We start from the raw sequence: 15,795 nt of genomic DNA, 5'->3' as shown, positions 1-15,795 counted from the left end.
AAACTGAAAACTAATTTTAAACTTTGACACAACTGGCGTAAACCTCAAATCTTAAATTATACCTAACAGGTTTTGAAAACCTGTTAGGAAACTGAAAACTGCGACTGAAAACTAAAAATTCCCTAAAGCGGTCTATCTTCTTTTTTCACTCCAAAAGTTGTCGATGGTTTGCTTCCCATATACAATTTTAATTCGCCTCCTTTTACAATCATATCATGTGTAATGTATGATTTTGTATAAGGTTTTCCGTTGTATTCTGCTTTTTGAATGTAGATATTGGTTTTACTATTGTTTATTGCATTCAATGTAAACGAAATACCTTCTTTATGATGAATTGTAGCTGTATTTACAATTGGACTTCCCAAAATATAAACTCTATTTGCAGGATTAACGGAATAGAATCCCATTGAAGAGAAAATATACCAAGCCGACATTTGTCCTAAATCTTCATTTCCACATAATCCGTCTGGTTTTGTAGAGTAGAATTTATCATCAATTTCACGGATTAGTTTAGCCGTTTTCCAAGGCTGTCCTGCGAATGCATACAAATAAGGAATATGATGGTTTGGCTCATTTCCTTGTGCATATTGACCAATTAATCCACTAATATCCGGTGAAATTTCTTCACCTTCTACTTTATCTGTGATTAGGAAAAGTGAATCTAATTTGGCTAAGAATTTATCTTCGCTTCCAAATAATTCAATCAAACCGTGAGGATCCTGAGGAACTAACCAAGTGTATTGCCACGCATTTCCCTCTACATAATCGTCTTTACGATGGGCGGATGAAAGCGGATTAAATGGTGTTCTCCAATTTCCGTCTGTCAATTTACCTCTCATGAATGTCGTTTCTTTATCAAAATAAAGTTTGTACAAATTGGCTCTTTTGGTAAAATAATTATAATCGTCTGTCTTATTCAAATCTTTAGCCATTAGTGCAATACAATAATCATCTATTGCATATTCTAAAGCATTACCAACTGATTCTAACAATTTATCAGCAGGAATGTATTCTAGTTTTTGAACATAATCCATTCCTTCACGTGTTTGCATGGCAGTTTTTTTGATTGCTTCATACGCCAATGCTACATCATAATCTCTGTATCCTTTCATATAGGCATCTACAATAACAGCGATCGAGTGATTCCCATTCATGGTATTGGTTTCGTTCCCCATCAAATGCCAAACCGGTAATCTTCCTTGCTGTTGGTAGATGGCTAAAAATGATTTAACAATATCATTGATTTTATCGGGATGAGTGATGGTATATAAAGGATGTAAAGCACGGTAGGTATCCCAAAGCGAAAAAGTCGTATAGTTGGTAAATCCTGCTTTTTCGTATACTTTTTTATCTGTTCCTCTGTAATCTCCGTTTACATCATTAAAAATTGAAGGTGCAAACATGGTATGATACATGGCAGTGTAAAAAACTTTCATCGTTTTATCATCTCCTTTTATCTGAATCTTATTTAATTCTTTGTTCCATTTTGAAGTGGCTTCTTTTACTACAGCATTAAAATCCCAACCTGGAATTTCAGCTTTGATATTGGCAGCAGCATTCTCATAACTTACAGGAGAAATTCCGACTTTTACTAAAACTTGTTTGTTTTTTAAAGTTGCAAAATCCAAAACAGCTTTCATTCTTACCGCTTCACCTTCATTTCCCGCAACAACAGTTATACTGTCGTATAAAGCCATTTTAGAAATTGGCTCTGAGAATTCCATAGTAAAAAAGACACGTTGGTCAGTTGCCCAACCTGTAGAATAACGATATCCTGCAAGGGTGGTTGCGTTTATTTTTTTGATAAAAGTTTTTACCGGTTTGTCCCAGCCTATACCGTCTGCAAGATCCAATAAAACGTGATTATCTGTAGTAGTATTAAAAGTATATTTATGAAAACCAACTCTTTCGCTCGCTGTCAATTCAGCTTTGATTTTGTATTTGTCAAGCAAAACACTGTAATATCCCGCTTTCGTTACTTCATTTTTATGAGAGAAATAGGAACCATAACCCGTTGCCATATCTTCTTTTGTTCCTTTGGTAAGCGGCACTTTTCCTGATACCGGCAATAACAAAATATCATTTAAATCTCCGATTCCTGTTCCGCTTAAGTGCGTGTGTGTAAAACCTAATATGGTATTACTGGCATAGTTGTATCCGCTGCACCAATCCCAGCCTTCAAAAACATTTACCGGTCCTAATTGTACTGCTCCAAAAGGAACATTGGCTCCCACAAATACGTGGCCATGACCTGCAGATCCTATATATGGATTTACATATTGGGTATAATCTATATTGTTTTGTTTTACTTTCTTTTCCTGCGAAATGACAGGATTGGCAAAAAACAGGTTTAAAGCACAGATTCCGCTAAAAACTATTTTGTTATATTTTGTAAACATATTTTTTTATTTGATTTGTTGAATGGGTCACGGATGATACGGGTTAAACTGATTTACACGGATTTTTTTTAATCTTTGAGCCAGAAAAATTAATCGCAGAGCACAATCCTGATAGTTATTGAGATATGCAAGGGCCACAAGGAGACGCACTGCTGTGCGCCTCTACGGAAAACCTTTAAACCTTATTTTATTCATAATACAAGAAACCTTTGTTGCTTTGTACCTAAAAAAACTTAGTACCTCTTTAAAACATTATACAGAGAATAAACTTTTACTTCCGGCTTTGCAATTTTCCCTTCGAACGTAATTGTTTTTTCTTCGCCTGCTTTTAAATCCATGTAATTATCGCTCCATTTTCCGGTATACCCTTTTATGGAAACGTTTACATATTTGGCAAATTTTGAAGCTTTTAAAATCAGTTTATTTCCTTGTACTTTCCATGTGATTTGTGGGTCTTCGAGTTTTAAATCTATCGGACGTGTCAAATCAATTTCGGGAGTTTTATCATCACGATACGCTTCTTTCATGGCGTACCAGGCTGCTTTGGGCTGACGATCATAATAATCGGTTACGCTCCAGCTTGCTACCGGCCAGCAATCATTAAGTTGCCAAACCAATGTTCCCATATTATAAGGTGCTTTTGAACGGTGAATTCCTATAATATTTTTAAGCGAATAATATTGTAAACATTGTGTGAGGTATGAATAATCCTCAACATTCATTTTCTTTATTTTGGTTGAATCAATGAAATATCTGTTCAGATAAGAATCTAATTTCATGAATCCTTTTCCGGCTTTTTGATGTGCCTGCAAAATATCCGAATATAAATAGCGGTCTTCCGGTAAAGTAAATTTTTCGATCGAAGAATATGTTGGCATTGCCTGCATTCCGTATTCGCTCACAAAACGACCTGTTTTTTTCTGCACGGCTTCTACATCTTCTAATCCCCACCAGGTTCCCCAATAGTGACTGTCTCCCTCAGTAAGGCTTTTTTCTTTTGACCAGTGAAATAATGGTGACGAACTGATATACGGTCTTTTGTTATCGACTTCTTTTACCCATTTTGGAATACTATCCTGAAACAAACGAACATAGTCTTTCCATAAACGAGTTGAATCCTGCTTGGACATGTTCATGCTTTTTTGCCAGCCCCAGCTTTTAAATGCTTCATCGATTTCATTATTACCACACCATAAAACAATACTTTTATGATGGCGTAAACGTTTTACCTGATACTGAACTTCTTTTTTTACATTATCAAAAAAAGCATCATCTCCAGGTACCATTGTTCCGGCAAACATAAAATCCTGCCAGACATAGATTCCGTTTTTATCGCATAGATCATAAAAATAATCGTCTTCATAAATTCCTCCACCCCAAACACGAAGCATATTCATATTGGCGTCTTTGGCCATTCCAATTACTTTTTCGTATTCTTTTTTGGTTACTCTTGAAAGAAATGCATCTGACGGGATATAATTGGCCCCTTTCATGTAAACCGGTTTTCCATCGATTTTAAAATAAAATGTTTTACCCAAATTATCCGGTTGTTGTACCAACTCGATTTTGCGATCTAAAACATAAGGTTTCTCAGGAGCTTTTGTATCATAAGCTTCTAATCGTGGTGTTTTCCAGATGCCGCAAGTGGTAAATTTTGGTCCCCAATCCCATCCAAAATGATATTGCGCTTTACGCACATAAGCACGGGGATTATCCGGAATTACAAACGGAAAATCTTTCTTGGCAAGTGAATCCACTACATTCTGTGCCGATTTAAAAACGATAACCAAATCATTATTTCCTGATTTAATTAGTTTTTTTACATCAACTCTCCATTGACGGAACATATTATCGGCTTTTAAAACCAATTGATTGTTCAGGTAGACTGTTGCGTACGTATCCAAACCATCAAAGACCAGTTCGGCGTTTTTCTTTTTTAATGTTGCCGGAGTAACCTGAAAAGTAGTTTTATATTCCCAGTCTTTCTTTTCGATCCATTCCAGTTTTTTTTCATTATCTCTGTAAAATGGATCCGGTATTAATTTGTTGTTCAACAAATCAGTATGTATTTCTCCGGGAACTGTGGCAGGGTGCCATTTTTCAGTTTTCGTTTCGCGATACTGCCATCCGGTTTTCAAATCTGTATTTTGGGCATTTGCCGCCAATGAAAAATTGGCGAGACAAATACCGACAAACCAATAAAATCTTTTTTTATACTCCATATTTACTGAATAATAAATTACTGTATTTTTCAATTCTGTCGCTGGCAGTGTGAGAAGGATAACCGATTATCTCTATTATTGCCTTCTCGTTTTAGGGTGTATTACGGAATAAAAGTAACTAACAAAATATCCTGAAATCATTTCCTTTTTTTACGGCTGCCAAGCTTGATTTAATTTTTGATTTTAGTCCCGATTCCCAAACGTCGGAAAGGGATAGATTTCTGATTGTGGCTTTCTAAATCTTAAAAAAATATTTATCCTTCTATTACATTCTTCTAAAAATAATTCCACCTTTTTCAGTAAAAGCAAATTTATCTTTTGCGAAAAAAAAGGACTAAAACATCTGAATGATTGTAGCATAAAACTCCTCTAATTTAATGAAAATCAAAATAGAAACTTAAAAATAAGCCGGGACGGGATGTATATCCCATCCGACTTATTTTAACTAACTTAACCAAATTAATTATTTATCCCACCAAATTCTGGTTGTCATTACATCCAACCCCTGGCGTGAAACTGCTTCTTTATAATTAGCTGCATTTGTTATCAACTCTGACTGATCATAAATTAATCTTCTTGGTATAGTTCCTTTTGTTTCTCCTATTGGATCATTTACCGGAACTAAAACAGGAAATCCTGTTCGTCTGTATTCTGAGAATGCTTCGAAACCGTTGAACAACAATACAATCCATTTTTGAGTTATAATTTGTTCGATTTTTTCAGCCTCTGTTCCTGCAGATTTAAAAGCATGAGCTGCAATATAAGTGTTGTATTCTGCTGTTGAAACTGCCGGTACTTTGTCTCCAAAAATAGTCAGTTCCTGCATTGCTCCTTTTACTCCGTCTTCATAATATTTCTGTGCCGTTCCGCCAACATTCCAGCCTTTTACAGCTGCTTCTGCAAGGATAAACTGAACCTCAGCATAAGACATTAACAAAGTAGGTGCGTCTAAGCGCAATACTGTTGAGGTATTAGGATCAGAGAATAATTTTTTGTCTCCACCCGGAAATTCTTTTGCATCATTTGCAAGACCTTGTTGGTTTGCCGGATTATTGTCTCCACTAGCCTCTAATTTGGCATAAATTCTCAAACGCGGATCGTTATTGTTTTTCAATAAATCGATAAATGTTTTACTGAATTTTATATTAGCTTCTCCACCATTCAGATCATTTCTAACCCATGAAGATGTAATAGGATTTGTTCTGACTCCTGCCGGACCTGCATCATGCTGTAAAACAAGACTATCATCATTTGATGTAAAAACTCCTTTAGCTACTGCTTTCTCTACATATTGTTGTGCTTTTGCAGGGTTTACTTTAGACAAACGCATTGCTACTCTCAACATTAATGAATTGGCCAGTTTTTTCCATTGGCTAACATCACTTTGATAATATAAATCAGCTGCACCTACAAATCCTTTACCAGCATCTAAAGCGTCTCCGGCTTCGTCTAATTCTTTTAAAAGATCATTGTAGATTGCTTCTTGTGTATCGTATTTTGGAGTAAAAACATTTCCATTATACCCTTTTCCTGCTTCAAAATAAGGAACTTCACCGTAAGTATCTGTCAGTTTTTGAAACATTAGTACTTTCATGATTCTAAGCGCCTGAACCATATTCGAATTTTCCGGTGCGTCTTTTACAACAGACATTAACTGAAAAATCTGATTCAGTCCTTTACCGTATGATTCTCCAAAAAGAGAACCTGAATATTCAGCAACATAAGTATATTTTGACCCCGGACCTCCTAATGAAGCAAAGTGCTGCACTATTTGACCTGCATAACCATTGTTTCCTCTGGTATTAGAATAATCCTGTCCGTCTACATAAATCTCAGCAAGTGTAAACATTGATTTTACAGCCGGATCTGTCAAAGCATTTGGATTCTTATTCATTTCCTCGAATCCTTTGTCACATGAAGTTAATGTCATTGCACCAACGATTGTGATACAGAATATTTTTATAAATTTATTTTTCATCTTTCAATCTTTATTATTAAAATTTGACATTAAGCGTAACACCATAATTTCTTGTCAAAGGCATAGAAGCTCTTTCAAGACCCTGCGCATTGCTGTTAGAATAGTTCGATTCCGGATCAATGTTTGGCACTTTATCATAAATTGTCCATAAATTGTGAGCAGAAAATGCTAAACTAATCGATTGAAATGGCGTTTTTGCAAGATATGCTTTAGGGAAATTGTAGCTAAAAGAAACTGCTCTTAACTTCACAAAATCAGCATCATACACAAAGTTTGATGATACATCACTATAACTTCTCCAGTAATCATATGCAGAAACAGTCGTGTTTACAGGATTTCCGTTAATATCTTTTCCGCTTACTACAATTCCGCCTTCACGACCTGAAAGTGTCTCTTCAGACAATCCGTAGCGTGCTCCTAATTGATTGGTTGCTGAATAGATTTCTCCTCCAAATTTAGCATCTACGAAAATTGAAAGTGTGAAATTTTTATAAGAGAAATCATTTGAAAGTCCCATTGCTGTTGGCGCTACACCTTGTCCAACATTAATTAAATTACCTCTCAGGAATTTACCATTTGTATCCAATACGATATCCCCTTGTGCGTCTCTCAAATAATCATATGCTTTTATTGTTCCAAAAGGCTGCCCTTTTTCCAGAACCACAGAAGCTTTTCCATCTCTGTTGTCGTCAAGTTTTTTAGTCGTTATGTTATCCGATAAATTAAGCACTTCACTATGATTGTAAGCAAAATTGTATCCTATGCTCCATGAAAAAACAGGTGTTTTTATCGCTTTTACATTTATCGCAAATTCAACCCCTTTGTTCATAATTTCTCCTACGTTGATTTTTGTAGTTTTATAACCGGAAGCCTGAGAAATATCAGCATCAGTAATATCATTCGTTGTTTTCTTCTGGTAGAAAGTTAAATCTGTACTTACTCTGTTATTGAAGAAAGTATTTTCGAAACCAAATTCTATTGTACTTACATTATAAGGTTTTAAGAATTTATTAGGTACTGTTTCTCCGTTAACACCCAAAATAGGCTGTCCCTGAGAATCTGTTTGTCCGTCTGGTGCCGTATAAGTCAATGCCAAAGCATATGCATCAGGCAAAGCTCCTCCTACGTTACCCCAACCTGCTCTAATTTTACCATAAGACATCCATTCCGGTAATTTGATTATCTCAGAATAAATAAAACTGGTACTTACAGAGGGATAAAAAGTACTGTTGTTTGATGGATCCAGAGTCGAAAACCAATCTTCACGACCTGTTAAGTTTACATATAAGAAATCTTTGTATCCTATATCAGCTGAGTAGAAAAGAGAGTTTACTTCGCTTTCTGAAAACAATTTTTCAGTTTTATCAGGCTGTGTATTTCCGTAGAAATATTTGAACGGAACTATAAAATTATTTCCTTTCATTTTTATACCGCTGTATCTGTTGTGTTGACGGTTCGCTCCAACGAAAGCATCTAAAGAAAGATTTTTTGCAATATCTCCTTTATATCCTAAATAACCCGAAGCATTATATTCTGAACGGCTCTCTACTCTGTTTTCATAAGATCCTCCCGGATTATAGTTGATTCCTGTAGGCTCGATTTCAGTATATTCATAATTAATATCATCAATACCAATTACCCCTTTTGCGTAAATTTTATCTGTAATGTTATAATTTACTTTTGCAGAACCAATAAAACGTTTTCTAAGATCATCGTTCAAAGGTTGTTGTGTTGCAAAGTAAGGATTTGTCTGGTAGGTATTGGAACCAAAATAATCTGCCTCACCACCATTTGCATCATATCCGTTGCTTAACCATCTGATGTCTGTTCCCGGAGTCAAAAATGTCGTTGGAAAAGAGGCATTTCTTGGAGAGTCATTCAAATAAGGTCTGTTGTGACTTTTCTCTGTAATATATTGTGCATTTGTTTCAATACTAATTTTCTCATTTACAGCTGAGTTCAGATTCAATGCAATGTTATTTCTTCCGAAATTTGTTCCCGGTAAAATTGACTCGTCTTTTGTATTTCCAAATGACAATCTGAAGTTAGTAGTTTCATTTCCACCAGAAATTGCCAAAGTATTACTAAACGAATAACCTGTTCTGTAGAAATTCTCTACATTATTATTTCCATATGCCTGGTAAGGTCTGTTTTTTCCATCAAGAGAAAGAGAAGGAGTTCCGTCATATCTGTCGCCCCACGCATTATAGTAATTATCCCTAAGTTGTTGTAAATTATTATATCTTGTCGCTACACCATTTAAAGGTTCTCCTGTACCGTATTGATCTTGCCAGTTCAAAAGGCTTGCAGGAGTATTAAAGGTAGAATTTGTACTAAAATCTACACCAAGCCCTGTACCAGCTTTTCCTTTTTTGGTCGTAATCAAGATTACACCATTTGATCCTCTGTACCCGTAAAGAGCAGAAGCAGCACTACCTTTTAATACTGACATAGAAGCGATATCATCCGGATTAAATGATGACATACCATCTCCTTTATCAGCTCCTCCCCACATATTTGCATTTCCTTGCTGGCTGTTGTCGATTGGGATACCATCTACAACATACAAAGGCTGGTTAAGTCCTGAAGCTGAAGTTGCTCCACGAATTACCACACGACTGGAACCTGATGGTCCTGAAACCGGTGCAGAAACGTTAACCCCGGCAATTTTTCCCTGAAGGGCATTCCCTAAGTTAATTTCTTTATTCTTAGTCAGTTCATCGCCTTTCAGTTCTCCAACTGCATAACCCAAACTTTTCTTTTGTTTTTTAACTCCAAATGAAGTTACTACAACATCCTTTAATTCCTGTGTATTTTCTAACAATACAACCGAAACGCGGTTTTCATTTTCCTGAAGTACTACTTGTTTTGATGCAAAACCAATAGACGATACATTTAAGGTAACTTTTCCTTCCGGAACATTCATTTTAAATCGGCCTTCCGCATCTGTAATTGCATTAAACGGTTTTCCCTGAACTTCTATAGACGCAGCAACAACTCCCTTGTTTTCTGCATCCGCCACTATACCCGTTATTAATCGGTTTTGCGCCACAGCTCCTAAGCTGCAAAACAATACCATTCCTAACACTGCCAATATTCGTTTCATAAGCATTTTTTTTTGGTTATTCGTTTTGATTTTTGTTTTGTTTTAACGTGATTGTTTTAATAATTAGTAAAAATTTGAACTCAATTTTAATATGGTATTTATAGCTCTCCAACCTATAAACACTATGATTTAATAGTCATGTAAACATTCTTCTAATTTTAAGAAATCGATATAGTAAACAGATTAAAAAAATAACTGATTATCAGTTCAATCCATCTAAAATCTACTAAAACGATTTAGTAAAATAACTAAAAAAAAACACAAGGCTTTTTTTCTTTTTTATTTTAAAATTTATCCTAAAAACTAAACTGATTCCCGAACAATCAATTCTCCTTTTTTGATACTTTTTTCTACTTTAAATTTATCCATATCAGTCATCTGGCTCATTAATAACTGTATTGACTTTACTGCAATATCTTTAATAGGATGCGCAATAACTGTAATTGTTGGCGTGTGCAGCTTATAACTGTCATGATCATCAAAGCTAATTACTGAAATATCTTCAGGAATCCTGATTCCCATGCTTCTAAAAGCCTGAAGCCCCGCAAGACCCATATAATTTGCTAAGAATATAACGGCATCAATGGCAGGATTCTTTTTAAAAAAATCTTTTATTGTTGCTATTTTAGCCTCTTCATTACTATGGTAATCCATATGAAGCACGAATGATTCATTATAAATTTCGAATTCTTTTAATGCATCGCGACAACCATCTTCTCTCAATTTCATCTGAATCATTTCAGACTTGCTATTGACTATAGCAATATTTTTACGCCCTTTATTGATCAGGAATTTCATTGCCTGATGAGAAGCTTCATAATTATCCATTACGACATGGCTTACTCTCTGGCCCGGAAAATACCTGTCGATCAATACAACCGGTTTTTTTAATTTTAAGAGCAGTTCAATACTTTCCTCAAGGTTTTCTGTTGGTGCAATAATAAACCCATCAACATTTGCCTGCAAAAGGCTATGGATCAATTCTTCAGAACGTTCATCATCACCGCCAGTACTACAATAAAAAACCCTGTAGTCGATACTTTTTGCTTCGTCTTCTATAACCCTGGCGAGGTCAGCAAAAAACTGATTCGAAATATCTTCGACAATTAAACCTATAGATCTCGTTTTTCCGGTTCTAAGACTTGTAGCAATCATGCTAGGTCGATAATTAAGCTTTTCTGCAACTTCCTGCACTTTTTTAATCACCGCGGGGCTAATCCCCATTTTCTCGCCTTTATCATTAATGACAAAAGATACAGTAGATATAGACACTTGCGCCTCTGTGGCAATATCCTTAATAGTAATCTTTTTCATCACGCGAGTTAATTTTTTATTAAGTTCTTACTAATAATGTCACAAATATATATAAAAATAGTTACTAAAACGATTTTGTAATTATTTTTTTAAACTAATCGTTTTTTTAAAGTGAATTAATCATATAATCATCAGTAAATACAAGTATTTCTACCATTAATCATTTTATTATTCTTTAAACGAAGCCTGCTATTTTAATATGAATAATCTGTTATTGTGTTTCTGTGATCTCGCAAAAAAATGTTTCTTTCGTAATGAATTATCCTTGTAACTGCTGTGTTTAATGCAATACTTTAAAAATAAAATTATTTTTTATTCTCGTATTTATGAAATAAATACTTCTAATATTGATGCTGAACCATCTAGGATATAACTGCGCATATCAGCAGGAATCAAAACTGTATCCCCTTTTTTATATTGATAGGTTACGTTTTCATATCTCATTTCAAAAGAACCTTCGATACACATGTAAACCGTAAAAGTCTCTCCGTTTTTATTCCCTTCAATTTTTCCGTCTAACGGAATAAAATTAGTGGTAAAATAAGGACAATCAACAATTACATTCGATTGATTTGAAACCGTTTCATATTTTTTATGTGTATCTGTTTTATTATAATTAATGGCATCGAGTGCTAAATCAACATGTAGTTCTCTTTTGTTTCCCTGAGCATCTACCCTGTCAAAATCATACAATCGATAGGTAATATCAGATGTCTGCTGGATTTCAGCCACAACCAATCCTGCCCCAATTGCGTGAACAGTTCCGGTTTCAAGAAAGAAAACATCTCCTGCATTTACTTTTACATCATCCAGAATAGAAACCAATGTATTATTATTTAGATTTTCCAGATATTCTTCTTTACTCGAATCTTCTTTAAAACCTACTATAATTCTTGCATCAGTATCTGCCTGCATCACGTACCACATTTCAGTTTTACCAAAAGAATTGTGACGTTCTTTTGCCAATTTATCATTTGGGTGTACTTGTATCGAAAGATCTTCGCGCGCATCCAGATATTTAAACAATAAAGGAAACTGATTGCCAAATCGTTTATAAACTGCTGTACCTAAAATTTCGTTTGGTGATCCGTCAATTAATTCTGTTAATGATTTTCCTTTTAATTCTCCATTAGCCACAACGCTTACATCACCTTCTACGGTAGACAATTCCCAACTTTCTCCTGTAATCTCAGATGTGATTGGTTTATTAAGAACTGTTTGTAGTTTTTCTCCTCCCCAAATTCTGTCTTTCAGGATTGGTTCAAATTGCAAAGGGTACATTTTTATGCTCATTTTTATATTTTTTAAATTAATATCTAGTTTGTTGTTTTCTTTTTGCCACAGATTAAATGATTAAAATGATTTTTAAAATATCTGCCAAATCTGCGTGAAACCTTTTTTTTTGCCACGACCCGAGCAAAAGCAAATAGGCGAAGCAATTACACGAATTTCCACTAATTAATTTGACTCATTTAAATAATAAACGTGTCTAATTCAAATCATTTAATTTTTGAAATCTGTGGCTAAACTTTTTTCTCACGCAGATCTGGCAGATTAAGCAATTTTTTTTAGACAAATACTAGAAGGGAAAAATCCGTGTTTATCCGTGTGCCATTTACATATGCTTAAGTTTGTTTTTTTTTACCACAAATTAAAATGTTTTTTTTACCACAAATTGCACAAATTTTCTCAAATTATTTTCTTGTAGATTTTTCAGATTTTTACAAACAATAGAAAAAAAATCCGTGTTTATCCGTGTTTTCGCTTTAGCGAATCCGTCTCATCCGCGTGCCATTTCGTAAGCAATTTACTTTATAGAAATAGCCACTCCACCACTCGCTGCTAATTTTTGTTTTATCTTTGCTTTCTATTTAGCACTAATTATTCTCTCGCAGATTTGGCACATCAAGCAGATTTTTTTGCCAACCAACAGAAAAAATCCGTGTTTATCCGTGTTTTCGCTTTAGCGAATCAGCGTCATCCGTGTGCCATTTCGTAAGCAATTTACTTTATAGAAATAGCAACTCCACCACTCGCTGCTAATTTTTGTTTCAATTTTGTTTTGCTATTTACCGTTATTTTTCGAATAGTATACGATTGTGGATTGGTTTTGTAATCTGCCGTTTTTCCGTCTTCATAAATTATTGCTGTATATGATTTTCCTGCAGGAAGAAAACTAAAGTCAATCAAAGCCGTACGCGGGTTTTCATCGGTGATACCGCCTACAAACCATTCTTGTTTTCCTTTTGTTTTTCTTGCAATCGTGATATAATCTCCCGGTTCTGCTTCAAGAACATAAGTTGCATCCCAATCCAGCGCGACATCTTTTATGAACTGAAAAGCATCATTAAAACGCATATAATTTTCAGGCAAATCAGCCGCCATTTGCAACGGACTGTACATGGTAACATATAATGCCAATTGTTTTGCAAGTGTTGTACTGAGCTTGTTCTTTTTAGCTCCGTAAACAGATAAATCTCCCTGAAAAATTCCGGGCGTATAATCCATTGGACCTCCCATTAGTCGGGTAAAAGGCAAAATTGTTGTGTGATCCGGATGAATTCCTTCCATTGATTCAAACTCCGTTCCTCGCGCTGATTCCTGAGCAAACCAGTTAGGATAGGTACGGTGCAAACCAGTAGGACGAACTGCTTCATGAGAGTCTACCATTATTTTATGTTTGGCAGCTTCTTTGGCTACATATGTATAATGATTGACCATTTGCTGTCCGTCATGATGTTCTCCTCTTGGAATAATTGGCCCAACATATCCTGTTTTTACAGCATTATAATTATTATCAACCATAAAGTTGAAGGCATCATTTAATTGTCGTTCGTACTCAGCAGTCGAAGATGTAGTTTCGTGATGCATGACAATTTTCACCTTCTTCTTACTGGCATAATCACTTAAATCTTTCACATCAAAATCAGGATAGGCTTTTGTAAAACTATAAATACGTTCTTTTTTGAAAGCCGTATTATCTTCCCAGCCTTCATTCCAGCCTTCGACTAAAACTGCATCAAAACCATTTGCTGCGGCGAAATCAATATATTCTTTTACATGTTTTGTATTGGCTCCGTGTGTATTATTTGGTTTTAATTTAGAGAAATCAGTTTCACCAATTACAACATCCTGATTATCAGAATATGCCCAGGTAGATCCTCCACCTGTAAAATATTCCCACCAAACGCCAATGTATTTAACGGGTTTAATCCAGGAAGTATCATCAAAACTACAAGGTTCATTAAGATTCAAAATCATTTTTGATGCTAAAATAGCTCTGGCGTCATCACTCACTACAATGGTTCGCCAAGGCGTAAAACTTCCGGTCTGAATATATCCTTTATTTCCAACAGCATCCGGAACGAGATGAGAACTTAATGAATACGTTTTGTCATCGACATTAAGACACATTGCCGGATAATTTTTCAAGGCTGCTTCGTGAATATTGATATAAAGTCCGTCATTGGTCTTCATCATTAAAGGCGTTTGTGTTGCCAAATTTTTAATAGTCGTTTGAGCCGCAAGAGAAACATGTGTAGCTTTATAGACCAAAGATTGCATCTCTGATATTTTTGAAGTTGTATAACTATATTCGTTCGTGTCATAATCTCCAGGAATCCAGAAAAGTTTATGATCTCCTGTCAGATTAAATTCGGTAGTTTCTTCCTGAATAATAAAGTGACGTAAGTTATCCTGCACCGGAAATTCATATCGAAACCCCAGACCATCATTAAACAAACGAAAGTAAATCGACATTTTTCGCTTACTCTTTTCTTGCACAAGATCTGCCTTTAATTCATTATATTGATTTTGTATTTCTTTTTGTTCTCCCAAAACCGGTTTCCAGATACTATTATCCGACTGAAATTTTGTGGCAGCGATCTGAAAACCTTCATTCAGCATACTATCTGACTTTAGAACAAAACCCAATTTGCTTTCTTTGATCACTTCTTTTTTCTTGTAAATCAAAGAATAAACAGGAGTTCCTGCTGTATTTACTGAAAATTTCATAGTAAGATTACCATCAGGAGATTTTAGTTCCTGGGCATCTACAAATACATTCGAAACGATAATAAAAAAGCAGGTAAAAATATATTTTTCATAAATCAAGAAATTTTCAATAGTTGCTAAATCGATTTAGCAAACATAATAAAAAATGTCATACTTGTAAACTTAATGTAAAATTTATGATTTCGAAATAACTAATTAATCTTACCAAACAGAATATATGACACTACAATTCAAAAGCTTACAGCCCATTAAAAACATAAGAAATGAATAGTAATCAACACCAAAAATCTATCGAAATAAAAGGTTTATAAAAAAATTAACAACTACGAGAACCAATAAAAAGTATCTTTGGCACTGATTATGACAAAAAAGTTCTACATATTGCTGCTTGTAACGCTTGGTTTCCTTATGGGACCAACGCTTACTTATGCGCATGGAACAAAGACAGCAATGTCATGTTGTAAAAAAGAATCTTCATCAGAAAACTGCTGCAAGAAAAAAGGTTCTAAAGAAAAAGAACATAACTGCGATAAAGGTTGTTTAGGTAATTCTTGTACTCCAACGTCCAGCTGTGGTTTTTCGCCAATGGCAATTTTTCAAACAGAAAACAACTCACTTTTTAGTTTTTCTGACAAAAAACAAAATTACTTTTATTCAGAAATCTTTATTTCTTCAGATTTCCGTTCTATCTGGCTTCCACCTAAAATAAGCTAGATTTATTCCCTGACAGCCATAAGTCTGTCTTATCCAAAGTCATTTTAA

Annotated in this window: 8 protein-coding genes; 1 reads left to right on the top strand and 7 read right to left on the bottom strand. The window is 34.8% G+C overall.

Translation table 11 applies throughout. The annotated features are described in order from the left end of the window. Nucleotides 1-122 precede the first annotated feature (122 nt). The 7 genes from QLQ94_RS09715 to QLQ94_RS09685 form a co-directional block, all read right to left on the bottom strand. Entirely contained in the window at nucleotides 123-2,399 is a 2,277-nt protein-coding gene (locus QLQ94_RS09715) for a GH92 family glycosyl hydrolase (RefSeq protein WP_271334992.1), read from the bottom strand. A gap of 233 nt (nucleotides 2,400-2,632) precedes the next feature. Then, a complete protein-coding gene (locus QLQ94_RS09710; RefSeq protein WP_271334993.1) occupies nucleotides 2,633-4,621 on the bottom strand; it encodes a beta-mannosidase in 1,989 nt (662 codons plus the stop codon). 463 nt (nucleotides 4,622-5,084) lie between these two features. Beyond that, nucleotides 5,085-6,599, bottom strand: coding sequence for a SusD/RagB family nutrient-binding outer membrane lipoprotein (locus tag QLQ94_RS09705; protein WP_271334994.1), 1,515 nt, complete (start codon nucleotides 6,597-6,599; stop codon nucleotides 5,085-5,087). Between the two features lie 16 nt (nucleotides 6,600-6,615). Beyond that, the gene (locus QLQ94_RS09700; RefSeq protein ID WP_482499594.1) at nucleotides 6,616-9,705 is read right to left on the bottom strand and encodes a SusC/RagA family TonB-linked outer membrane protein; all 3,090 of its coding nucleotides are present in this window, start codon (nucleotides 9,703-9,705) and stop codon (nucleotides 6,616-6,618) included. Between the two features lie 303 nt (nucleotides 9,706-10,008). Then, the gene (locus QLQ94_RS09695) at nucleotides 10,009-11,019 is read right to left on the bottom strand and encodes a LacI family DNA-binding transcriptional regulator (RefSeq protein ID WP_271334996.1); all 1,011 of its coding nucleotides are present in this window, start codon (nucleotides 11,017-11,019) and stop codon (nucleotides 10,009-10,011) included. A gap of 324 nt (nucleotides 11,020-11,343) precedes the next feature. Continuing rightward, on the bottom strand, nucleotides 11,344-12,312 hold the full coding sequence (locus tag QLQ94_RS09690) for a type I phosphomannose isomerase catalytic subunit (protein WP_271334997.1): 969 nt from the start codon (nucleotides 12,310-12,312) through the stop codon (nucleotides 11,344-11,346). A gap of 711 nt (nucleotides 12,313-13,023) precedes the next feature. Beyond that, the gene (locus tag QLQ94_RS09685; protein ID WP_482499956.1) at nucleotides 13,024-15,129 is read right to left on the bottom strand and encodes a glycoside hydrolase family 97 protein; all 2,106 of its coding nucleotides are present in this window, start codon (nucleotides 15,127-15,129) and stop codon (nucleotides 13,024-13,026) included. Nucleotides 15,130-15,393: 264 nt separating this feature from the next. On the opposite strand from QLQ94_RS09685, the gene QLQ94_RS09680 reads away from it, so the two are divergent. Then, nucleotides 15,394-15,747 carry a hypothetical protein gene (locus QLQ94_RS09680; protein ID WP_271334999.1) on the top strand — a complete coding sequence of 118 codons (354 nt, stop codon included), beginning with the start codon at nucleotides 15,394-15,396 and terminating at the stop codon, nucleotides 15,745-15,747. Nucleotides 15,748-15,795: the final 48 nt, after the last annotated feature.

It is taken from the genome of Flavobacterium sp. B114r, from assembly GCF_056824125.1.
This window is presented reverse-complemented; position numbering and strand designations above follow the sequence as displayed.

Coding starts and splice junctions, on each gene's coding strand:
- QLQ94_RS09705 (WP_271334994.1), bottom strand. CDS start 6,599: ATGAAAAATAAATTTATAAAAATATTCTGTATCACAATCGTTGGTGCA.
- QLQ94_RS09700 (WP_482499594.1), bottom strand. CDS start 9,705: ATGAAACGAATATTGGCAGTGTTAGGAATGGTATTGTTTTGCAGCTTA.
- QLQ94_RS09710 (WP_271334993.1), bottom strand. CDS start 4,621: ATGGAGTATAAAAAAAGATTTTATTGGTTTGTCGGTATTTGTCTCGCC.
- QLQ94_RS09690 (WP_271334997.1), bottom strand. CDS start 12,312: ATGAGCATAAAAATGTACCCTTTGCAATTTGAACCAATCCTGAAAGAC.
- QLQ94_RS09695 (WP_271334996.1), bottom strand. CDS start 11,019: ATGAAAAAGATTACTATTAAGGATATTGCCACAGAGGCGCAAGTGTCT.
- QLQ94_RS09715 (WP_271334992.1), bottom strand. CDS start 2,399: ATGTTTACAAAATATAACAAAATAGTTTTTAGCGGAATCTGTGCTTTA.
- QLQ94_RS09680 (WP_271334999.1), top strand. CDS start 15,394: ATGACAAAAAAGTTCTACATATTGCTGCTTGTAACGCTTGGTTTCCTT.